Source organism: Candidatus Njordibacter sp. Uisw_058, assembly GCF_047730065.1.
Taxonomy (GTDB): domain Bacteria; phylum Pseudomonadota; class Gammaproteobacteria; order Pseudomonadales; family Balneatricaceae; genus Njordibacter.
This window is the reverse complement of sequence record NZ_CP159829.1, coordinates 1,454,304-1,475,806: the sequence shown is the minus strand read 5'-3', so window position 1 is coordinate 1,475,806 and position 21,503 is coordinate 1,454,304. Positions and strand designations below refer to the sequence as shown.

General features: G+C 42.6%; 20 protein-coding genes. 13 read left to right on the top strand and 7 right to left on the bottom strand.

What is annotated here, in order from left to right; translation table 11 throughout:
- Positions 1–9 precede the first annotated feature (9 nt).
- The 3 genes from ABXT59_RS06875 to ABXT59_RS06865 form a co-directional block, all read right to left on the bottom strand.
- Complete coding sequence (locus tag ABXT59_RS06875; RefSeq protein WP_443638481.1) at positions 10–618, bottom strand: CDP-alcohol phosphatidyltransferase family protein; 609 nt, start codon at positions 616–618, stop codon at positions 10–12.
- Positions 615–2,801, bottom strand: coding sequence for an FAD-dependent oxidoreductase (locus ABXT59_RS06870; protein ID WP_443638479.1), 2,187 nt, complete (start codon positions 2,799–2,801; stop codon positions 615–617). The genes ABXT59_RS06875 and ABXT59_RS06870 overlap by 4 nt, the downstream gene beginning before the upstream one ends.
- A gap of 207 nt (positions 2,802–3,008) precedes the next feature.
- Entirely contained in the window at positions 3,009–3,494 is a 486-nt protein-coding gene (locus ABXT59_RS06865) for an Lrp/AsnC family transcriptional regulator (protein WP_443638477.1), read from the bottom strand.
- 154 nt (positions 3,495–3,648) lie between these two features.
- Here ABXT59_RS06865 and ald point away from each other — a divergent pair, with 154 nt between their 5' ends.
- From ald to ABXT59_RS06830, 7 genes are all read left to right on the top strand, one after another.
- Positions 3,649–4,788 carry an alanine dehydrogenase gene (ald, locus tag ABXT59_RS06860; RefSeq protein ID WP_443638475.1) on the top strand — a complete coding sequence of 380 codons (1,140 nt, stop codon included), beginning with the start codon at positions 3,649–3,651 and terminating at the stop codon, positions 4,786–4,788.
- Between the two features lie 260 nt (positions 4,789–5,048).
- On the top strand, positions 5,049–6,395 hold the full coding sequence (gene tig / locus ABXT59_RS06855) for a trigger factor (protein WP_443638473.1): 1,347 nt from the start codon (positions 5,049–5,051) through the stop codon (positions 6,393–6,395).
- A 208-nt stretch (positions 6,396–6,603) separates the two neighbouring features.
- Positions 6,604–7,239 (top strand): ATP-dependent Clp endopeptidase proteolytic subunit ClpP, encoded by a 636-nt coding sequence (clpP, locus tag ABXT59_RS06850; RefSeq protein ID WP_443638471.1) that lies wholly within the window; start codon positions 6,604–6,606, stop codon positions 7,237–7,239.
- 120 nt (positions 7,240–7,359) lie between these two features.
- Positions 7,360–8,643, top strand: a complete 1,284-nt coding sequence (gene clpX, locus ABXT59_RS06845) for an ATP-dependent Clp protease ATP-binding subunit ClpX (protein WP_443638469.1) — start codon at positions 7,360–7,362, stop codon at positions 8,641–8,643.
- A 149-nt stretch (positions 8,644–8,792) separates the two neighbouring features.
- Complete coding sequence (lon, locus tag ABXT59_RS06840) at positions 8,793–11,201, top strand: endopeptidase La (protein WP_443638467.1); 2,409 nt, start codon at positions 8,793–8,795, stop codon at positions 11,199–11,201.
- Positions 11,202–11,359: 158 nt separating this feature from the next.
- On the top strand, positions 11,360–11,635 hold the full coding sequence (locus ABXT59_RS06835; protein WP_443638465.1) for an HU family DNA-binding protein: 276 nt from the start codon (positions 11,360–11,362) through the stop codon (positions 11,633–11,635).
- Positions 11,636–11,778: 143 nt separating this feature from the next.
- On the top strand, positions 11,779–13,662 hold the full coding sequence (locus tag ABXT59_RS06830) for a SurA N-terminal domain-containing protein (protein ID WP_443638463.1): 1,884 nt from the start codon (positions 11,779–11,781) through the stop codon (positions 13,660–13,662).
- Between the two features lie 69 nt (positions 13,663–13,731).
- On the opposite strand, the gene ABXT59_RS06825 is transcribed toward ABXT59_RS06830, so the two are convergent.
- Positions 13,732–14,283 carry a hypoxanthine-guanine phosphoribosyltransferase gene (locus ABXT59_RS06825; protein ID WP_443638461.1) on the bottom strand — a complete coding sequence of 184 codons (552 nt, stop codon included), beginning with the start codon at positions 14,281–14,283 and terminating at the stop codon, positions 13,732–13,734.
- A gap of 141 nt (positions 14,284–14,424) precedes the next feature.
- On the opposite strand from ABXT59_RS06825, the gene ABXT59_RS06820 reads away from it, so the two are divergent.
- From ABXT59_RS06820 to ABXT59_RS06805, 4 genes are all read left to right on the top strand, one after another.
- Entirely contained in the window at positions 14,425–14,667 is a 243-nt protein-coding gene (locus ABXT59_RS06820; RefSeq protein ID WP_443638459.1) for an excinuclease ABC subunit C, read from the top strand.
- A 6-nt stretch (positions 14,668–14,673) separates the two neighbouring features.
- Positions 14,674–16,518, top strand: coding sequence for an excinuclease ABC subunit UvrC (gene uvrC / locus ABXT59_RS06815; protein ID WP_443638457.1), 1,845 nt, complete (start codon positions 14,674–14,676; stop codon positions 16,516–16,518).
- A 49-nt stretch (positions 16,519–16,567) separates the two neighbouring features.
- Positions 16,568–17,116 carry a CDP-diacylglycerol--glycerol-3-phosphate 3-phosphatidyltransferase gene (gene pgsA / locus ABXT59_RS06810; protein WP_443638576.1) on the top strand — a complete coding sequence of 183 codons (549 nt, stop codon included), beginning with the start codon at positions 16,568–16,570 and terminating at the stop codon, positions 17,114–17,116.
- A 569-nt stretch (positions 17,117–17,685) separates the two neighbouring features.
- Positions 17,686–18,330 carry a response regulator gene (locus ABXT59_RS06805; protein WP_443638455.1) on the top strand — a complete coding sequence of 215 codons (645 nt, stop codon included), beginning with the start codon at positions 17,686–17,688 and terminating at the stop codon, positions 18,328–18,330.
- Between the two features lie 15 nt (positions 18,331–18,345).
- Here the strand turns inward: ABXT59_RS06805 and ABXT59_RS06800 are convergent, their stop codons facing one another.
- Together ABXT59_RS06800 and ABXT59_RS06795 are read right to left on the bottom strand one after the other, a co-directional pair.
- Positions 18,346–19,251, bottom strand: coding sequence for a DMT family transporter (locus ABXT59_RS06800; RefSeq protein ID WP_443638453.1), 906 nt, complete (start codon positions 19,249–19,251; stop codon positions 18,346–18,348).
- A gap of 5 nt (positions 19,252–19,256) precedes the next feature.
- Complete coding sequence (locus tag ABXT59_RS06795; RefSeq protein WP_443638452.1) at positions 19,257–19,517, bottom strand: hypothetical protein; 261 nt, start codon at positions 19,515–19,517, stop codon at positions 19,257–19,259.
- Positions 19,518–19,730: 213 nt separating this feature from the next.
- Here ABXT59_RS06795 and ABXT59_RS06790 point away from each other — a divergent pair, with 213 nt between their 5' ends.
- Positions 19,731–20,078 (top strand): helix-turn-helix domain-containing protein, encoded by a 348-nt coding sequence (locus ABXT59_RS06790; RefSeq protein ID WP_443638450.1) that lies wholly within the window; start codon positions 19,731–19,733, stop codon positions 20,076–20,078.
- 148 nt (positions 20,079–20,226) lie between these two features.
- Here ABXT59_RS06790 and hspQ read toward each other — a convergent pair whose 3' ends face one another.
- Complete coding sequence (gene hspQ / locus ABXT59_RS06785; RefSeq protein ID WP_443638449.1) at positions 20,227–20,562, bottom strand: heat shock protein HspQ; 336 nt, start codon at positions 20,560–20,562, stop codon at positions 20,227–20,229.
- 247 nt (positions 20,563–20,809) lie between these two features.
- Between hspQ and ABXT59_RS06780 the strand changes: the two genes are divergently transcribed.
- Positions 20,810–21,478, top strand: coding sequence for a Bax inhibitor-1/YccA family protein (locus ABXT59_RS06780; RefSeq protein WP_443638447.1), 669 nt, complete (start codon positions 20,810–20,812; stop codon positions 21,476–21,478).
- Positions 21,479–21,503: the final 25 nt, after the last annotated feature.

Sequence of the window (21,503 nt, the reverse complement as noted above, 5' to 3'; positions counted from 1 at the left end):
TAGTAATGTTCAATCAGCGAGAAGATGCCAACCTTGTAGCCAACGACTTAAAGTAGTCAGTCCACAGACAAACGCAAAGCCGTAAGCTAAGGGGGTAAATAAGTCTGGCCAAAAGCAAAAAGCAACAAACACAGCAATGGTTTCAGCCCCTTCAGTAAGACCTCCTAAATAGTATAGACCTTTGCTTGGAAATTTTTGAGCATGCAGTTTGCGCTTTTGAGCCATCAAAGAAAATGCCAAAAATGATGATCCTGTACCTACGAATGCAGCTAATAACACTGCCGCAGCAAGGGCATTCTCAGTCACGTTAGCCAGTGCAAAACCCAGTGGTATTGTGGCATAAAATACAAAATCCAAGGCAATGTCTAAAAATGCACCACGATCAGTAGCGATCGTTAGGCGCGCTACTTCACCATCGATGCCATCGAGTACCCGGTTGAGCAATATAAACACTAAGGCCCAAGTATATTGTTGAGACGCTAACAGAGGCAGGGCAACGATACCTAACAGGAAGCCAGTGATAGTGACCTGATCTGCACGCACGCCAAAGGTAACTAAACCTAAAGCAATAGGCCTCAGCAGTCTGCGCTGTAAAGGCAGTAATTTGGCGTCAATCATGAGCGGCGCCATGTGTGGTATCGTTTTAACCAAAGCAGCAGTTTAGGGTTAACTTGATTGCGCTTCCATTCTCCAGCTACATATTTGTTGGCTTCTGCCATGGTGGGATAAATATGAATGGTACCTAGCACTTTGTTTAATCCGAGGTTGTATTTCATAGCGATTACAAACTCAGCAATGAGTTCGGCAGCGTGGGCACCAACAATGGTAACGCCTAATATTTTGTCTTTTCCCGGCACCGTTAAAACTTTGACGAAGCCTTTGGCAGAGCCATCGCAGATGGCCCTGTCTAAATCATCAATACCATAACGAGTCACTTGGAAAGCGATGCCTTGTTGGATTGCTTCTTGTTCGTTAAGTCCAACTCTTGCCACTTCAGGGTCAACAAAAGTGGCCCAAGGCATGACACGATAGTCCACTTTAAAGCGCTTGAATTGCCCAAATAAAGCGTTTACACAGGCATACCAAGCTTGATGGGCGGCAGCATGGGTAAATTGATATGGCCCAGCAACGTCACCCGCAGCATAGATGTTAGGAAATAAGGTTGCCAAATAATCGTTCGTTTGCACCACTTTATCAGTGGTAATTCCAAGTGCCTCTAAACCAAAACCTTTCAATCTGGGAGCCCGTCCTACAGCGACAATAATTTGGTCAAAGTTAATGCGCCTAATCTGTCCTTGGTGTGCCACTTCAAGCCACTTATCCTCGTTGCCCTCCAGTTTGGTTACACCACAACTTAAGGCTGTATGGCCTGTCAGCACTTTAACACCATCATGCTGTAATGCCTCTTTTACAAATTGGGAGACCTCCACGTCTTCCCGTATCATGAGGCGATTGAGCATTTCTACTTGAGTCACCTGAGATCCTAACCGAGCAAAAGATTGGGCCAGTTCACAACCAATGGGGCCACCTCCAAGTATCACGAGACGTTGAGGGGGCTTATCTTCATAACGCAATTTCTCCCACAATGTGTCTGAAGTGAGATAGCCAGTTGTATCTAACCCAGGTAAAGCGGGCACAAAGGGTGCAGCGCCTGTGGCTATTATAATGCTACGGCTAGTAAGTTGAGTAATGCTGCCATCGGCATGAGTGATGTCTAACTTCCATGGGCTAGTTAACTTCGCGTGACCTTGTAATACTTCAACACCCAAAGATTGGTAGCGTTCAATGCTGTCGTGTGGGGCAATAGCAGCAATTACTTGGTGTATGCGCTGCATCACTTTATTAAAACTAAAGCTGGGGTTGGACGCCTCAAGGCCGAAACGATCCGCGTGTTTAATCTGGTGCGCCACCTTGGCACTTTTAATCAGAGCCTTGGATGGAACACAACCGCAATTGAGGCAGTCACCACCCATTTCTCGGGTTTCGATTAGGGTGACCTTAGCACTCACCACAGCGGCGATGTAAGCGGAAACCAACCCTGCCGCACCAGCGCCTATGATGATGACGTTGCGATCAAATAGTTTGGGTTTGACCCACTTGGCATAAACTTTACGACGCTGATAAAAGTCTAAGGCAAAACGTGCCATCCAAGGCAATAGCCCCAATGCAGCAAAAGACATGAGCAAAAAGGGTGACGAGATATCAGACACACTAGTGAGCTGGAATAACTGAGTGCCCGCGTTGACGTAGACTGCAGTGCCCAACAACATGCCTAGCTGGCTTACCCAGTAAAAGCGCCAGCTTTTCATTGCAGTCAATCCCATTAAAAGGTTAACCGCAAAAAAAGGTAATGCAGGGATTAAGCGTAGGCTAAATAGATAAAACACACCATCTTTTTCTAGTCCGGTATTAATTGTTTGGCTGTAGTTTCCAAGCTTTGCTTGTACCCAGTCCCGTAGCAAATATCGCGATAATAAGAACGCCAACGTGGCCCCTATACTGGAGGCAAAAGAAACCAGTAATAAGCCCCACCAAAAATCAAATAAAGCACCCGCAGCTAATGTCATCCAGACTGCAACAGGCAGTGAGGTTGCCGTTACCAAAACGTAAATAGTAAAAAATAGAGCTGCAGAGACCATCAAGTTTTGCTGGCGCCACTGCTTAACGTCAGCCACCATTGCCTGGATGCGGCCTAAGTCAATCGCTTGATCAGTCAAAAATACCAACATCATGCAAATCAATACAATGAAAAGTAATAGCAAGATTTTTTTTCTGGTGCCAGTGCTGTTTTTGCGTGTCATAAGTCCCTAGTCTAAAGTTTACAGGCAAACGAAGAACGTTGTCGTTTGACAATCAATAATATTACACTCATTCTGAAATTTAGTGGATTATTTAAGTGTTAACTTAGTCAACACATCTTGATGTGGTTGGCCAGAGTGGTCAATCAAAATAGTTTTTTACATTCACAGCATGTTGTCGACAAATTGTGAACTTTGCTTATGCCCGTGTTAGGTCACCGTAATGTTAGTGTTGCTGTGGACTTGGCGCAAGGCCATGCGAGTTTGAGTGCCTACTACACCTGGCAAACGCAGTATTTTCTTGTAGTAAAGTTCTTCGTAATCCTTGGCATCTGAATACACCACTTTAAGCATATAATCATTATCTCCAGCCATTAGGTAACATTCCATCACTTGTTCTAGTTGAGCCACAGCAATTTCAAACTCTGCAAACACCGCTTCACTTTGCTTGTCTAAACTAATAAAGATAAAGGCGGTGCCTTGTACGTGAAAGAACTCCCGATTTAGTAGACCCACAAAGCGATCAAACACAGAGTTTTCTAACAGATACTTGGTGCGCCTAAGACAGGCTGAAGGTGACAAATTAATTTGTTCAGCAAGTTCAACATTACTTAGCCGTGCATTATTTTGGAGGGCATTAATGATTCTTTTATCAACTTGATCAATTTCTATGAGGGCGCTTGAATTAAGTTGCATTATAAAGCCTTTTATTGAAATTAAATGCGGTAATTTAAGAAGTATATACGAATATAGCAAGATAATGCTGTAATAACAGTATTAAAATAACATTATTAGTTTTATCTCTAGTTTTAATTTAATTTAATTAAGCGTTCATTAAAGGAGTTGTATAATGTTAATTGGTGTACCTAAAGAAATTAAAAATCATGAGTATCGCGTAGGCATGACACCGGCCAGTGTAAGAGAACTAAATGACTCTGGGCATCTTGTAATGGTTGAAACCTTAGCTGGAAATGGCATTGGTTCCAGTGACGAAGATTATATTGCTGCCGGTGCAGAAATTGTCAATAGTGCGTCAGAGATTTATGCTCGGGCCGAGATGATTGTTAAGGTCAAGGAGCCTCAGGCTGCTGAGCGCGCTATGCTACGCCCACAGCAGTTACTTTTTACCTACCTCCACTTGGCTCCAGATGCCGAGCAGACGCATGATTTAATTGCTTCTGGTGCAACTTGTATTGCCTACGAGACCATAACCTCTGCCCAGGGTGGATTACCATTATTGGCTCCTATGTCTGAAGTAGCAGGTCGCATGTCCATTCAGGCAGGAGCCCATGTTTTAGAAAAAGCCCAAGGTGGGCGTGGCATGTTACTTGGAGGAGTACCGGGTGTTGCTCCTGCTAAAGTGGTCATCATAGGGGGTGGTGTGGTAGGTTCTAATGCGGCTCAAATGGCACTGGGAGCCAGAGCTCAGGTGACAGTGCTCGATCGTTCTACCCAAGCTTTAGCGCGATTAGATAAAGAATTTAATGGCGCCGTAAAAACAGTGTACTCGACCCAAGATAGTCTTGAAGAGTATGTGTTGGATGCAGACCTAGTGATTGGTGGCGTATTAATTCCAGGTGCAGCCGCGCCTAAATTAGTCACAGAAGCTATGGTAAAAGCTATGAAGATGGGCTCTGTGCTGGTTGATGTGGCTATTGATCAAGGCGGGTGCTTTGCGACTTCTAAAGCCACTACACATGAAGACCCTACGTATGTCGTGGATGGTGTAGTGCATTACTGTGTGGCTAATATGCCAGGTGGTGTGGCAATGACATCTACGTACGCCCTTAACAATGCCACCTTGCCGTACATTATGAAATTGGCAAATGTAGGCTGGAAAAAAGCCCTGCAGCAAGATGTGCACTTTTTAGCTGGGTTAAATGTGCATGCAGGTAAGGTGACCAATAAGCATGTGGCAGAGGCTTTGGGCTATGATTATGTGCCCCCAGAGACAGTGGTGACAGATGTGACTGCGCAATTAGTAGCGTAACTATCTGCGACTAGTTAGGCCAATTTTATGATAAATATAGAGCGTCTCTAAATAGGAGGCGCTTTTTTTTGGCAAAATAAGCAACCTGTAGTGCTTATAGCTTGACTAATAGCCGCTAAATACGGAAAATTCTGTCTTTTGATTTCGTCTAAAATTACCAAGTTGTTGGTAATGGCCTGCAAAGGCGTTGGTTAGGCAAGAATTTAGTAGAACCAGCCTAGTCAAGGGCATGTTCATTTGATAATTAATGAGGCATTTAAATGCAAGTTTCAGTTGAAGCGACTACAAGCATCGAACGACGTTTAACCATCACAGTACCTGCGGAGCAAGTGGATACTGCGGTAGATAAAAAGGTTAACGAAACCGCTAAAACTATCCGGATTGATGGATTCCGTCCGGGTAAAGTACCTACTAAGGTCGTCAAAAAGCGTTACGGTGCAAGCATCCGCCAAGACGTTTTGGGTGACGTGATCCAATCTAGTTACTTTGAAGCAATGCAAAAAGAAAACCTTAAGCCTGCAGGCATGCCCCACATTGAGCCTGAACAAGATAAAGGTGAAGGTGAATTTGTGTACACGGCCATAGTAGAAGTGTATCCAGAAATTAAGTTAGTGGATGCGGCAGGTATAGCTGTTGATCGGATGACATCTAATATTGAAGATGCTGATGTGGACACGATGATCGATGTTCTTTTAAACCAGCAAACCCAGTGGACCGAAGTGTTGCGAGCAGCAGCAGATACGGATCAAATTAATCTTGATTTTGAAGGTTACCTTGACGGTGAAGCCTTTGACGGTGGTGCAGCTCAAGGTCATGATTTAGTGCTTGGATCTAACAGCATGATCCCAGGTTTTGAAGATGGCATTTTAGGTATGGAAGCCGGTCAAGACAAAGATATCACTGTGACCTTCCCAAAAGATTACAACGCGGTTGAATTAGCAGGTAAAGAAGCTACGTTCACCATTAAGGTTAACACGGTTAGTGAAGCAACAAAGCCTGAACTAAACGAAGAGTTTTTCGCTCGATTTAATCCAAAAGAAGAGGGCGAAGCAGGTTTTCGTGCGGAAATTCGCTCCAATATGAATCGCGAATTGAACCAAGCTCTTAAAGCGAAGCTTAAAAATGGCTTGTTAAACGCCTATTTAGCATTAAATACGTTTGACGTGCCAAAAGCCTTGGTGACTGAGGAGTTGGGGCGCTTAAAGCAACAAGCACTGCAACAGTTTGGCGGTGGTAATGAAAATCTAGATCCAAGTATCTTGCCAGATGAAATGTTCCAAGACCAAGCTGACAAGAGAGTAAAAATTGGCTTGTTGGCAGCTGAAATCATCCAGCAGAATGACTTCAAAGCTGATGAAGTCAAAGTAAAGACCTTGGTGCAAGAGATGGCAGAAGGTTACCAAGATCCGCAAGAGTTTATTGATTACTACATGAATAACGCTGAGCAACGGGGTCAGTTAGATGGTGTGGTACTCGAAGACCAAGTGGTTGAGCACTTGTTATCGGCGGCTAGCGTCAATGACGTTGTGGTTGATTACAAAACAGCGGTTGAACCAGAGGCCAAAGACGTCACTGGCGATGAAGAAGAGCCAAGCCAAGAAGCTTAATGCGCTTCGGTACCTGTTGCGGTATTAATAGATCTTAATGGGGCTTGAACAGATCAACGGTATGAGTTACTTTGTTGTAATTCATGCCGTTTTTTTTGTATATTAAATGATTAATTTGGTCTTTTTCTTAGTGTAGGTCTTGGCATTTGTTAAAAACGCCACAATATAGTGGTTTGTAACGTCTTTATGTATTGGAGTTTTAGTGACAATGAGTTTTTCCTTTCCTTCACAAGCGGGTCAATTAAGCCCTGAATTAAGTGCACTAGTGCCAATGGTAGTTGAACAGACTTCCCGTGGTGAACGTTCTTATGACATTTACTCACGTCTTCTTAAAGAACGTGTTATTTTTTTAGTGGGCCAGGTTGAAGATCATATGGCCAATCTAGTGGTGGCTCAGTTGTTATTTTTGGAAGCTGAGAATCCAGATAAAGACATTCATTTGTATATCAACTCACCAGGTGGTTCTGTGACTGCTGGCATGTCGATTTATGACACGATGCAGTTTATTAAACCTGATGTAAGTACCATGTGTATTGGTCAAGCGGCAAGTATGGGTGCTTTGCTATTAACGGGTGGCGCAGAAGGTAAGCGTTTTTGTCTACCAAACTCACGCATGATGATCCATCAGCCTTTGGGTGGTTATCAGGGTCAAGCCACAGACATCGAAATTCACACGAAAGAAATATTAAACATTCGTGACAAACTGAATCGGATTATGGCCACACATACGGGTCAAAAACTAGACACTATAGCCGCTGATACTGATCGTGATAACTTCATGGAAGGCAAGCAAGCGGTCGATTATGGACTCATTGATACAGTATTAGAGAAGCGTCCAGTTTAAAACTCTGCAGCAGCAGGCTATACTGAGGGCTAAACATTAGTCACCATTGGCCGATAATAAAGTGAGTAAAGAATAATTTTAGTCTAAGATTTATTTTAGGCTTCCAATATTGGTAATGATATGAGCATAGACAAAGACGGATCTGGAGAAGATGGTGGCAAAATACTTTACTGCTCCTTTTGTGGTAAAAGCCAAAATGATGTGCGCAAACTAATTGCTGGACCTTCAGTTTTCATCTGTGATGAATGTGTTGACTTGTGCAACGACATTATTCGGGAAGAAATATTAGATCAAGAACAACCAGAATCTGAAGATTATTTGCCAACGCCCAAAGAAATTAGAGCGGCCTTGGAAGAATATGTCATTGGCCAACCTAGAGCGAAGATGGTGCTGGCCGTTGCCGTTTATAACCATTATAAGCGTTTAAACTATATCAGTGGCAAAGACGATGTCGAGTTAGGTAAGAGTAATATTCTACTCATAGGACCTACTGGCAGTGGTAAGACTCTGTTAGCTGAGACTTTAGCCCGCTTATTAAATGTGCCATTTACCATTGCTGATGCGACCACGTTGACTGAGGCTGGGTATGTGGGAGAAGACGTCGAAAATATTATTCAAAAGTTACTCCAGAAATGTGATTATGATGTTGAGAAAGCTCAGCGTGGCATTGTTTACATTGATGAAATAGATAAGATTTCTAGAAAATCTGACAACCCATCGATTACTAGGGACGTGTCAGGCGAGGGTGTGCAACAGGCTTTGTTGAAGCTGATCGAGGGGACCGTAGCTTCGGTCCCACCCCAAGGTGGTCGCAAACACCCTCAGCAAGAATTCTTGCAGGTTGATACTAGTAATATCCTTTTCGTTTGCGGGGGTGCATTTGCTGGCCTAGATCAAGTCATTCGTGATCGTACAGAGAAAAGCAGTATTGGCTTTTCGGCGACTGTAAAGAGTAAGGACGATAGTAAAGATTTGGGTCAATTATTACATTCGGTTGAAGCAGAAGACTTAGTCAAATTTGGCTTGATACCTGAATTTGTTGGTCGGCTACCCATGATTGCTACGCTAGAGGAATTAGACTCTGAAACTCTGGTTCAAATCCTAACAGAGCCTAAGAATTCCTTAACTAAGCAGTATCATAAGTTATTTGAAATGGAAAATGTCGAAATTGAATTCCGACCTGAGGCTCTTAGAGCAGTGGCTCAAAAAGCCATGGAACGTAAGACTGGAGCTAGGGGTTTGCGTTCAATCCTAGAATCTGTGCTCTTGCCTACAATGTACGAGTTACCAGATCAAGCCAATGCTGTGAAGGTGGTTGTGAATGAGCAATGTATCACCGGTGAGAGTGAGCCATTGGTTGTTTTAGACAGTGCCGAACTTCAGCACGCAGCATCAGACGAGTAATGATTATTTGAGAACTGAAAAAAACCACCTTAGGGTGGTTTTTTTGGTTTCATTTTAGTTCAAGGCTTGTATTTCTAAGGCTTGTCCTCATTTATTAAAGCATATCGAAAATTCGCAAACGGCTTTAACGTTTGCCCATAGGATCTTTTATGACTCAGTCTCTTCCTCTTATTCCATTGCGTGATGTTGTGGTTTACCCACACATGGTTATTCCTCTTTTTGTGGGTCGCCAGAATTCAATTGATGCATTAGAGTATGCTATGGCCGCTGATAAGGCGATTGTTGTGGTTGCGCAAAAAAGTGCCACTGTAGACGACCCTAAAGTAGAAGACTTATTTGAAGTTGGGACGTCCGCGCGTATTTTACAATTATTAAAGCTCCCAGACGGAACAGTGAAGGTTTTAGTAGAAGGCGAGCAACGTGTAAAGATTGAGCAGGTGGATGAAACTGAAGGTTTCTTCACTGCGACTGTATTGACTATTGATGATGCTGAGCCTTCAGAAGGTGAGCGCAAGGCGTTAGCGCATACTTTAATGGCTCAGTTTGAGCAGTATGTAAAGCTGAGTAAAAAGATATCAAGTGACGTCATGTCATCCATCACTAATATCGATGACCCAAGCCGTCTGGCTGACACCATTGCATCACAGATGAACTTGAAACTTGAAGAGAAGCAAAACCTTTTAGAAATGGGTGACCTGACTCAGAGACTTGAACGCTTAATGGGGCAAATGGAAGGTGAGATTGATCTAGTCAAGGTAGAAAAGCGCATTCGGGGCAGAGTTAAGAAACAGATGGAAAAGAGCCAGCGTGAATATTATTTGAATGAGCAAATTAAAGCCATACAAAAAGAACTTGGTGATATTGATGATGCTGCTCCGAATGATTTAGAAGAGCTACAAAATAAAATTAACGCAGCTGGTATGCCTGCTGAAGCAAAAGAAAAGTCACAAAATGAGCTAAATAAGCTTAAAAATATGCCACCCATGTCTGCTGAAGCGACGGTAGTGAGAAGTTATATTGATTGGATGGTGACTATTCCATGGAAGAAGAAGAGTCGCCTGAAACATGATTTAGCTAAGGCAACGTCGGTCTTAGAAGAGGATCACTACGGTTTGTCTGAAGTCAAAGAACGGATTCTTGAATATTTAGCAGTGCAGCAACGGGTTAAAAAAGTTAAAGGCTCTATTCTCTGCTTGGTTGGGCCTCCTGGTGTAGGTAAAACGTCTCTGGGAAAATCCATAGCTAGAGCGACGGGGCGCCAGTATGTGCGTATGGCCTTAGGTGGTGTTCGAGATGAGGCCGAAATTCGTGGTCACCGACGCACCTATATTGGGTCTTTGCCGGGTAAGTTAGTTCAAAAAATGTCCAAGGTCGGTGTTGCAAACCCATTATTCTTATTGGATGAAATCGATAAAATGGGCATGGATAGCAGGGGAGACCCAGCCTCTGCTTTGCTAGAAGTGTTAGACCCAGAACAAAATAACACCTTTAATGATCATTATTTAGAGGTCGATTATGACCTCTCCAGTGTCATGTTTGTTTGTACTGCGAATACCATGAACATACCGGGGCCGTTATTGGACCGCATGGAAATCATAAGAATTCCAGGCTACACAGAAGATGAAAAGTTAAGTATAGCAAAGCGTTATTTACTCACTAAACAACTCGCAGCGAACGGCTTATCTCCAACAGAGTTGGCCTTAAAAGATGATGCTATTGTTGATCTGATCCGCTATTACACTCGCGAAGCTGGGGTGCGTAGCTTAGAGCGTGAGATCGCTAAGATCTGTCGGAAAGTGGTCAAAGAACACCTTTTATCAGGCTATACAACGGCTAATGACAGCCCTTCTAAGGAAGTTAATGCAGATAATTTGGAGCTTTACTCCGGGGTGCGCAAGCATAGCTTTGGGCAGGCAGATGTTGATGATCGGGTTGGTCATGTTAATGGTTTAGCCTGGACGTCTGTAGGTGGTGATATTTTGACCATTGAGTCGGCTGTAGTGCCGGGTAAGGGCCGTTTAGTAAAAACTGGATCTCTAGGTGATGTGATGCAAGAGTCGATTCAGGCCGCCTTAACGGTGGTGCGTGGAAGGGCATCTGGTTTAGGCATCAAAACAGATTTTCATGAGAAGACTGATATACATATTCATGTGCCTGAAGGGGCCACACCTAAAGATGGTCCAAGTGCAGGTGTGGGAATGTGTACGGCGTTGGTATCTGTCCTTACTGGTATTCCTGTGCGTGCAGATGTCGCTATGACTGGCGAGATTACTTTGCGCGGACAGGTGTTGCCTATCGGAGGTTTGAAAGAAAAACTTTTGGCTGCTCACAGGGGTGGAATTAAGACAATTATCATTCCAGAAGAGAACGAGAGGGATTTAAAAGAGATTCCTGATAATATAAAAGCAGATTTATCCATAAAACCTGTTAAATGGATAGACGAAGTACTAGATTTAGCTTTACAATTCCCGCCTACCGCACTTTTAGTAGACGAAGGTGAATTGGGTGGTGATAGTGTAAAGGAAGTGTCAGGGAATGGAGCTGTCAGTACCCATTAGCATGTTCTTTAGATTAAATTCAAAGCCTTCCTTGACAAGGGTTTGAACAAGTTGGTATAAATTGTACTTCGGTTATTTGGGCTGAAATAGTACATCATAAGAAAAAAAGACCTGCTGGAGCAGGTCATTAAAGTTTTTTAAAACAAAAGGGGATTAAAGTGAATAAATCTGAACTGATTGAAGCCATTACAGCGGATGCTGATCTTTCAAAGGCTGCTGCTGGTCGTGCTCTAGATGCCGTTATCGGTGCTGTTACAGGCGCTCTTAAAGATGGTGAATCTGTTTCTTTAGTGGGTTTTGGTACCTTCTCTGTTAAAGCTCGCGCCGCTCGCACAGGTCGTAATCCACAAACTGGTGCTGCCATTCAAATTGCTGCTGCTAACATTCCTAGCTTTAAAGCTGGTAAAGCTTTGAAAGATGCGGTCAATAACTAAGACAGAATACTGCACTACATGGACTCATTATTTTTAACTTAATAACTTTGGTCCATTAGTTTAGAAAAACGCATTCTTTTGAATGCGTTTTGTGTTTGTAGAACCTTAATAAACAGCCTTCAAGGCTATAGAAGTCACCTACCATGCTACAAAATATTCGGGATAATTCAAAAGGTATCGTATCCAAAATTTTGGTAAGTCTTATTGCCTTTACCTTTGTAATATGGGGCGCAGATGCCCTATGGACTGTTTCATCTGACAATAGTGCGCCTGCAGAAGTCAACGGTGAAGAGATCAGTTTGCAAGAATTGCTTCAGACCTCAGAACTACAGCGTCGACAAATCTTAGCAAGTAATCCAGATATTGATCCTGTTACCCTCAACCAGCAAGCCATCCAATCTGCTGCTTTGCAGCAACTGATTGGTCAACGGGTGATGCTTCAGTACACCCAGAATAATGCAATTGCTTTATCGGATGCAGCCGTTGATCAAATGATTGTCCAATCCGAAGACTTTCAAGTTAATGGCGTGTTTAATCGAGAGCTATTTGAGTCATTGTTGAGAAATTTCGGTTTAACACCCACTACTTATCGGCAACAATTAAGGCGGGGCAGTTTGATAAGCCAGGTACAACAAGCTATAGCGGCGAGTGCGTTTACACTTGAAGCTGATGCTGATCTGGTAGCAAGTCTTGATGGTCAGACGCGTAATGTAGCAGTTTTAACCCTGCCCATCGCGGCAGAAAAAGTAACGGTTTCCTTGGATTCACAAGAAATTGAAACCTATTATGCAGCGAACAAATTGAGGTTTATGACAGCTGAAAACCTTAGCGTTAGTTTTGTGGAATTGAATAAGAGTGACTTTTATGACCAAGTCGAAGTCACACAGGACGACCTAAGAAAAGCTTATCTTGACGCTCAGCAACTCGCATCAGAACAAACTGATATTGAAGCGTCACATATTCTGTTTTTGGTGAACGACTCTCAAACTGAAGACCAAGCGTTAAAGTTGGCAGAGGTGGCCTATAATCAACTTGAACAAGGGCTAGATTTTACCAGTGCAGCTCAAAAGTTTTCTGAAGATGCCAGTACCTCTGCTGATGGTGGATATATTGGTTTATTGGCCCAAGGTGAGTTTGGTGAAGCTTTTGACAGTGCACTTTTTGAACTACAACCAGGTACTTACAGTGTTCCCACAGTGACAGAGTTTGGTGTTCAAATCCTCTATGCCCAAGCCCAAGATGTCAGTGCTCAGCCAAGTTTTGAAGAGCAGGAACAGTCGCTTAGTTTAGTATTAAAGCAGTCTGGCGCTGAAAATTTATTCGTTGCTGCGAGTGAGGAAATGGCAGACATTGCTTTTTCTTCTCCAGACCTATTAGAAGTGGCGGATGCGCTTGGATTGAGTGTGCAAACGAGTAAGTTATTTGGACGCCAAGGGGGCGAAGGGATTGCTAGCCATGAGCGCGTCGTGAGTGCTGCTTTTGCGGATGATGTATTGGTACAAGGTAATAACTCTAACGTACTAGAATTATCTTCGGATAAACTGGTTGTGATTAGAGTCAACCAACACAATGAATCAGCGCAACAGCCGATGGCAGATGTTGAGGATAGTATTACCCAGCAGTTGGTCTCTAGAAAGGCCTCAGAAGCTTTGGACACCAAAGTAAAAGCCTACGTTGAAGAACTAAAAAATGGAACTGATATGGCCTCTGTAGCCATTACTGAAGGGTTAATATGGCAACAGTTTAATGATGTTGCTCGCAGTTCTGATCAAATGAGCAGCTTATTAGTTCAATCAGCATTTGGCTTGCCCCGCGCTGATGCTGGCGTAAGCTACGGCATCGCACCTAGCTTCACAGGAGATGTGAGCATTATTCAAGTGCAAAGTGTGACGGATGCTAACCCTGACGAACAAACATCAGAGCAGCGCCTAGCTTTATCTGTGGCTTTAACTCGCCTGCAAGGTCAGGCTGACATTAAGTTGCTTGAAGGATCGTTAAATACTCAAGCGGTCATAGAAACGTTCTAACCCCATTATGGGTTAATTGTTTGAAAAAAAAGCAGCCAAAGCTGCTTTTTTTATGTCTTACCCTGTTCTTTACATATCCTTAACGGCATAAATACCATCAACGTTACGGAAATAGCCTTGGTAGTCCATGCCAAAGCCGTAAACAAAGCGATCTTCTACGTCTAAGCCAATAAAATCTGGCACATAGTCTACTTTGCGATCATGAACTTTATTTAATAGCGCCGCCGCATATACTTTTTTAGCACCTGCTTCTTTCAAATACTCACAAATCGCCGCAAGTGTATGGCCTTCGTCATAAATATCATCAACGACAAGCACAGTCCGGTTATTAATATCGATACTGGGGCGGGCTAGCCATGACAGATTAGTACCAACTGTTTTTTTGCCATAGCGTGTAGCGTGCAGGTAGTCGGTTTCTAAGGGAAATTGTAATTTTAGTAGAAGCTGCGCCATGGGGATCAATCCCCCATTGAGCACGCACAACACTAAAGGCATTTCTTTAGACAAGGTCGCAGTAATGTCTGCTGCCATGGTCTCAATACTCTTAGCTATGGTTTCACCGCTGACTAATAAATCGGCTTGTTCATGCACGGAAATCGCTTGTGCGTATGTGATTGTCATATTTATGCCTTGCAAAAGTGAGTCAGTATAACGCAAAAGAATGATTGGTAGAATATTGAATTTTACTAACTTATGGGGAGTAGGCGGATGGTAGATAAGGTAGAATGAACGATTACATTAGGTAAGCTGTTGTGTTGAATTATGAATACAGATATCAACCATATTATAGTAAACGGTGCTCAAATCGCTTTTAATAAAATGCGCCGAGCGCAGTCCTTTAATGCGCGTTTATACTATTATGCGGAGATAGGTGTTTATTTAGAAGTTTCCTTATCTCATGGGGCAGGGATTACTGCTGAAAGTCATGAACAAATTGATGAAATTTATAAGCAAGCAACACACTTTCATATGAGTGAAAATAAGCGCTCAAGACGGATTAATTAATTTACTATGACTCAGGATCTTGCCAAAAATTTTGATATTCAAGAATATCTTAAACAATTGCCACTGCGTCCGGGTGTATACCGCATGTTTGATGCTGATAATGAGGTCATTTATGTCGGTAAAGCGGTTAATCTAAAAAACCGAGTCAGTAGCTATTTTAGAGGTAAAAGTCACAATACTAAAACACAGTTGATGGTGTCAAAAGTTGTTTTTATAGAAGTCACGCTAACCCACAGTGAAAGTGAAGCACTGCTGCTTGAAAACACGCTTATCAAGCGTTTAAAACCACCCTACAATATCTCTTTGAGAGATGATAAATCTTATCCCTACGTCTACATCTCTGATCAACATGATTACCCAGCAATGCAATACGTCAGGGGAGGAAAAAAACGCAAGGGCCGCTATTTTGGCCCATATACCAGTGCTGGAGCAGTGCGGGAAAGTCTTAATTTGATGCAGCGTATTTTTCGCATACGCCAATGTGAAGATGCATTTTTTGCAAACCGTCAACGCCCCTGTTTACAGTTTCAAATTGGCCGCTGCAGTGGTCCCTGCACAGGTGAAATTAGTCAGCAAGACTATGCTGCAGACCTGCGTCACGCTACCTTATATCTAGAGGGTAAGAACCAACAATTATTAGATGAAGTTAGTCAAAAAATGGAACTTGCAGCTGAACAGCTTAAATTTGAATCTGCAGCTCAACTGAGGGACCAATTAGGTTTCCTTCGACAGGTTCAAGAGCAGCAACATGTGGTTTCAAAACGAGGTAATTTAGATATATTCGCCGCAGCAGGCTCACAGGCAGGTATATGCATTCATCAATTAATGGTTCGATCTGGCCGCGTCATTGGCAGTAAAAACTTTTATCCAAAGATGGGTTTAGAAGAACTCAAATCAGAAATTTTGACCGCATTTTTAGGTCAGTATTACTTATCAGGCCAGTATCGGGAAATTCCTGATGAGGTGCTTGTAAGTGATGCGGAAGAAGCTCAACAGACCATAGCTTTAACGATTGCTCAACGAGCCGAGCATGGTTTTAAAGTGATCAGTAAAGTCAGGGGGCCACGCGCACAGTGGCTTCGACTCGCCCAAACTAATGCAGACCAAGCATTATTGAGTTACGTCGCTAACAAACAAACTCAGGTATCTCGTTTTGCGGCCTTGCAAGAAGCCCTGGATCTATCACAAATGCCAGAACGTTTAGAGTGCTTTGATATCAGCCACTCTAGTGGTGAGGCGACCGTGGCCTCCTGTGTCGTATTTGATCAAGGTGGTCCAAAAAAATCAGATTATCGTACCTTTAATATTGAGGGTATTACCCCAGGCGATGACTATGCAGCCATGTCGCAAGCGATTACCAGACGTTACACCAGACTTAAAGAAAATCAGGGAGTCATGCCTGATCTGTTGATTGTGGATGGTGGAAAGGGCCAGATCACTCAAGCGATTCAAGTGTTATCTGAACTTCAGTTACAAGACCTTTATGTCTTAGGTGTAGCTAAAGGAGATACTCGTAAAGCAGGTTTTGAGCGGCTATTTAATGGTTGGACAGGGGAAGAGATTGCCCTACCAGATGATTCTTCAGCCTTGCATTTATTGCAGCATATCAGGGATGAGAGCCATCGGTTTGCTATTACTGGACATCGGGCTCGAAGAAATAAGAAACGTACCCAATCTAATCTACAACAGATTGATGGGGTAGGGCCAAAGCGTCGTCAAGCCTTATTAAGCCATTTTGGTGGCATGCAGGACTTAACCAAGGCTAGTATTGACGAATTGACCAAAGTGAAGGGAATTAGTGCAGAAATGGCCGATACAATTTATCGTTCTTTACGGGGTGAAGACGGATAGGCTAGAATGGCACCCCAGACACATCCACTATGCCAAACGATTGATTATGTTGAATATCCCTAATTTACTGACGCTGTTTCGTTTGGTGTTAATTCCGTTTATTTTGATCGCCTATTATTGGCCATCAGAAAGCCGATTTTTGTGGGCATCTGGTTTGTTCATGCTGGCAGCGGCAACCGATTGGCTAGATGGTTTCTTAGCTCGAAAACTTAATCAAACCACTGCCTTTGGCGCATTTTTAGATCCTGTTGCAGATAAAGTTACAGTAGCAGTCGCCTTGGTTGTGCTCGTTGAATCCTATTCTGAGTTATGGCTAACGGTACCAGCGATTATTATTATTAGTCGTGAGATTGTTATTTCGGCTTTGCGTGAATGGATGGCAGAAACAGGAAAAGGGGCTCATGTGGCAGTCTCTTACATTGGTAAAGTCAAAACCACTATGCAAATGGGCTCTATTGTATTTTTACTTGCTACGCCACCTGGAACACTCATTGCCACCCTCGGCTTAGTCATGCTGTATGCTGCTGCGGCTTTGACGCTATGGTCTATGATGTTGTACTTAAGCGCTGCATGGTCGCACCTCAAAAAGGACATGTAAGCAAACGCCTAAGTGCGTTTTTGGAAATAGCTAAGTTGTTTGATGTGGCCATATAGGTGTTGTCCAGTCCGTCGGCTATACAGGAAAAATGCAATCAAATCGATTATTAGTTTCTTTGTTAAACTAAAACTAAATCCAACTAAATTAAATCTCACTGATCTCATTAATAAATATTCTTTGTTGCTTCTCACGCACACATCAGTTAATTTGACCGTTCTCCAATACTTTCTTATTGGAAAGAAAAGGCAGAAATAACATGGGCATTCTAGTAGTCAATCTCAAAAATAGACAAGTTCGTGCCCTAAAGTGGATGAGCGAATCTTGCTACAAATGGCACATTTTGCACACTGATCATATGAGTGTTACTAACCCGCAGTATCCGCAGTCTTTTATAGCTTTCGTCGGTTTTAAAATTAATATACTAAATCAGATGTTAAAAACAGCAGGCAATGATTCTAACGGCCCAAACTAATTCTTTGAAATCTTGCTGTAAGCAAATCTGTTTGCAGATTTAAATCAAATTTTAAAGACTACTGCAGAGCAGCTAGGATTTGGGTCATTATAAATATATGTCAAAGTCAAAGCCAATTACGGTATTGTTAGTTGATGATCATCAAATCGTCCGGGTCGGGTTCCGACGTTTAATTGAAACTACTAGTGATGTTAGAGTTCTGGCAGAAGCTCAAAGTGGTGAAGAATCCTATCAATTGGTAAACGATTTAAGGCCTGATATCATTATCATGGACATTAACATGCCTGGTACTGGCGGCTTAGAAGCCATAGGGCGCTTACGTAAACGCAACGTTAAAGAAAAAATAATTGCCCTAACAGTGCATGAAACAGAGCCTTTTCCTTCTCGTGTTTTAGCAGCGGGTGCACAAGGCTATTTGAGTAAGCGTTGTGCGCCACAAGAACTCATTCAAGCTATTCGTAAGGTCTACAGGGGAGAGACTTTTGTCACTAATCAGGTGATGCGTGAAATCAATAAAACGCCCGGTAACGACGAAGCCGCAATCAATAAGTTAACTCCAAGGGAGTTTCAAGTATTTTCGTTGTTAGCAGAAGGGCGCACAGCTATAGAAATCGGCCACGATATGAACTTAAGTCATAAAACTATACATTCTCATCGATCTAATATCATGAAAAAGCTGAAGCTTGAAACAAGTTTTAGTATCGTTCAGTTTGCAATACTACAGGGCATTGTTAAGAATTGAGGTTAAGAATTGAGGTTATGATTCTATATTGACCGATCTATTACGCACAGAGCGTCGACTCACCGCAATGCCAAACAGAATAGCAGCCAAGGCTATCATATCGTGCCAAACTATCAGTTCTCCTAGTACTAACGCGCCTGTAAAATAAGCCACTAGAGGAATAAGGTAGTTGATATTAGACAAAAAAGTCGGTCCAGCCCGCCGTATAAGAACAAAGAAAATAATAGCAGCCACACCCGTAGGAAAAACTCCAAGCCAAATAATCGTGACCAAAGCTAAGTTTGACACTTGTGGCCAATCAATAGTGAGCACCGAAGGCCAGATCATGAAGCTGATTACCGCCGCACAGATAGTGACACCTGTGCTTACCACCGCAGAGCTATAAGTGGGTAAGCGTCGAGCAATAATCGTGTTCGTGGCGTACAGAACGGCTGCTGATAGAACTAATAAGCAGCCTAACAGACTGTTTTCAGATCCCAAAATTGTGGGCCCTAGTATTAATGTGATGCCAGAAATTCCAAATACAAAACCCAATAATTTGTTGCGATTAAGGTTTTCACCAGCAATAAAAAAATGGGCTAAAATTAATGTCATCAAAGGCATGATTGCCATCAAAAGCCCAGCCATACCTGAAGTAACAAACATTTGCCCCTTAGCAATCAACCAAAATGGTAACACATTGCCAACCAGTCCCAGGAGCATAAAGTGTGCCCATGCAATGGGTTTTTTAGGTAACATTTTTCCACGGGCTAGCATAAACACAATGAGCACGATAGCGCCAATGGAAAGCCTTAATACCACGACTTGATCAGGAGTGAATGAGCGAAGACTTATTTTTATGCCTAAAAAAGAAGTGCCCCATAAAGCCACAAGGGATACCAATAAGGCCCAATTTATAAATTGCTGTCGTTGCTGTGGCACTAGTCTTAAGTCTCTGAGCTCATAGAGGGTAGGTCTTTTACTGATTTTAGTTGGTTTAGGAGTTGTTTACGAGTGTTGTCTTCAAGCATGACATCAGCAACTTTTTCTGCAGTGGTTTCATCGATGCCAGCGCTTTCGATTAGATCAGCGATAAAATAAAGGACATCGGTGCGGTTGTCTAAATCCTTCGCTAATTTAATATCCATGAATTCTCCAATTACTGTGCCTGACTTGTTAATGACCTGATGTACTGTGCGAATTGTCATGGTTTATCCATAATATGATCTACTGTATGTGCGTACAGTATAGAGCTGATGGCTTCGAATAACTAGCCAATATTGTTACCGTTTATTGTGGGGTAATTTATATACTTCCATAATTTAACATAATATACATTATGCGAAGTTAAATATAGATTATAAACGGCTCCCTCGGTATACTTACCCCACTTGTCCACTGTTACGTTCTAATTAGCTATTGTGGTTAAACCTATTCAAAACCTTGTGCATGACCCACTGTCCTGTCCTGTGCCACGCCGCCTTAAGGCTGCACGTCTCAAGCTGAACCTTTCACAACGTAGCTTGGGCATTGCAGCAGGCATAGACGAAGCATCAGCAAGCGCGCGCATGAATCAGTATGAGCGTGGTAAGCACGTGCCTGATTACGCAACCTTATGTCGATTAGCCTTGACTCTTGGCGCGCCGGTACCATATTTCTACACTGATAATGACGACGAAGCCGAATTACTACTGAACATGGCTGCGTTATCAAGTGAGCAACAGACGTTAGTTCGTGACTTGGTCAGGCGCATTAATTTTAACCCATAAAAAAACCAACTAAAGTTGGTTTTAAATAGTGTCTTTTAGTTATCTTTAATTAATTAGCTTTGGACAGTCTGCATTAAACTCAACCAAACTGACCCTAATGTAACTTTACAATGGCTTGTTTAGTTAAATTACTCTGTCTACAAGATGCCTAATTAACACTGTATCGATGTATATATTGGCCATTGGTGATGGTAAATAATGCTTCTAGGCCTGCGTGCTGCACTGGCGCCACATCCATTGCTGCGCATAAGTTCTGTTGCGATACGTAGGACTCGTGGACACTTCCATCTGTTAACAAATGATAAAACGGTTGGTTCTTTGCAATGGGTGGTTGACCTAAACCTTCCATCGCTTTGCAGGCTGCTTGATACCATTGCTCGTCGAGTGAATACTCAAAATCGACATCAAAAACGACCCCACGAAAGCCATAATGCTTATGTTGTACGACCTGGCCAATGTTGAAGTGAGCATGAGAAAGTGGCATTAAATTTAATACTCTTAAGTATAGTAAGGGGCTGATTATAGCCTTTTAATAAAACACTTCAAAGTGTTTTCATGACTTCCATCTGGGCCTTTGCGCTACTCAAACCCATGATTTTCACATTAAATTATGTTATCACTAATATTAAGTAGTTGTATTTGCTAATATTTACAAATTATTTTGTAAATAAACTAGTATCTCTAGCTAGTTAGATTACAATAATCCCTACAGTTTAATGAGGATTTATTACATGCAAGATCAAATTCAAGTTTCAAGCAGCGCTCAAGAATCTGCGTTAGCGACCAATAAGGTACTGCGTAACACTTACGCCCTACTTTCTATGACACTTATTTTCAGTGCCATTACTGCAACCATGGCCATTGCGAGTAATGCAGCCCCTGTGAATTGGATCATCCAACTCGTAGTATTGTTTGGTACATTATTTGCTCTGCAAAAATTTAGAAATTCTGCTTTATCAATCCCGCTGGTATTCTTTTTTACGGGATTTCTTGGTTATACGGCTGGCCCTATCGTTAATTTCTACTTGGGGATGGCCAACGGTGGTGACATCGTGATGACAGCCTTATCTATGACCGGTATTACCTTCTTGGGCTTGTCTGCCTATGCCATTTCGAGCCGCAAAGACTTCAGCTTTATGGGTGGTTTTTTGATGATTGGTTTGATCCTTGTGATCATCGCCTCATTGGCTAATATTTTCTTTGCCATTCCGGCGTTATCTCTAGCGATTAGTGCAGTTGGCGTTCTAGTCTTTTCTGGTTTTATATTATACGACACTAGCCGCATGGTGAATGGCGGTGAAACCAACTACGTCATGATGACTGTCAGCTTATACCTCAATATTTATAACTTGTTTATGATGTTGTTGCATCTGACGGGTGCCTTGAGTGGCGATGATTAATCAGCTTGGTTTGTTAACTGATCGT

Bases quoted from the DNA above. Each gene is read 5' to 3' on its own strand.
- lon (WP_443638467.1), top strand. From the start codon at position 8,793: ATGACTCAGTCTCTTCCTCTTATTCCATTGCGTGATGTTGTGGTTTAC.
- ABXT59_RS06870 (WP_443638479.1), bottom strand. From the start codon at position 2,801: ATGACACGCAAAAACAGCACTGGCACCAGAAAAAAAATCTTGCTATTA.
- uvrC (WP_443638457.1), top strand. From the start codon at position 14,674: ATGACTCAGGATCTTGCCAAAAATTTTGATATTCAAGAATATCTTAAA.
- ABXT59_RS06830 (WP_443638463.1), top strand. From the start codon at position 11,779: ATGCTACAAAATATTCGGGATAATTCAAAAGGTATCGTATCCAAAATT.
- ald (WP_443638475.1), top strand. From the start codon at position 3,649: ATGTTAATTGGTGTACCTAAAGAAATTAAAAATCATGAGTATCGCGTA.
- ABXT59_RS06805 (WP_443638455.1), top strand. From the start codon at position 17,686: ATGTCAAAGTCAAAGCCAATTACGGTATTGTTAGTTGATGATCATCAA.
- ABXT59_RS06780 (WP_443638447.1), top strand. From the start codon at position 20,810: ATGCAAGATCAAATTCAAGTTTCAAGCAGCGCTCAAGAATCTGCGTTA.
- ABXT59_RS06875 (WP_443638481.1), bottom strand. From the start codon at position 618: ATGATTGACGCCAAATTACTGCCTTTACAGCGCAGACTGCTGAGGCCT.
- hspQ (WP_443638449.1), bottom strand. From the start codon at position 20,562: ATGCCACTTTCTCATGCTCACTTCAACATTGGCCAGGTCGTACAACAT.
- ABXT59_RS06825 (WP_443638461.1), bottom strand. From the start codon at position 14,283: ATGACAATCACATACGCACAAGCGATTTCCGTGCATGAACAAGCCGAT.
- ABXT59_RS06795 (WP_443638452.1), bottom strand. From the start codon at position 19,517: ATGACAATTCGCACAGTACATCAGGTCATTAACAAGTCAGGCACAGTA.
- ABXT59_RS06820 (WP_443638459.1), top strand. From the start codon at position 14,425: ATGAATACAGATATCAACCATATTATAGTAAACGGTGCTCAAATCGCT.
- tig (WP_443638473.1), top strand. From the start codon at position 5,049: ATGCAAGTTTCAGTTGAAGCGACTACAAGCATCGAACGACGTTTAACC.
- clpP (WP_443638471.1), top strand. From the start codon at position 6,604: ATGAGTTTTTCCTTTCCTTCACAAGCGGGTCAATTAAGCCCTGAATTA.
- clpX (WP_443638469.1), top strand. From the start codon at position 7,360: ATGAGCATAGACAAAGACGGATCTGGAGAAGATGGTGGCAAAATACTT.
- ABXT59_RS06865 (WP_443638477.1), bottom strand. From the start codon at position 3,494: ATGCAACTTAATTCAAGCGCCCTCATAGAAATTGATCAAGTTGATAAA.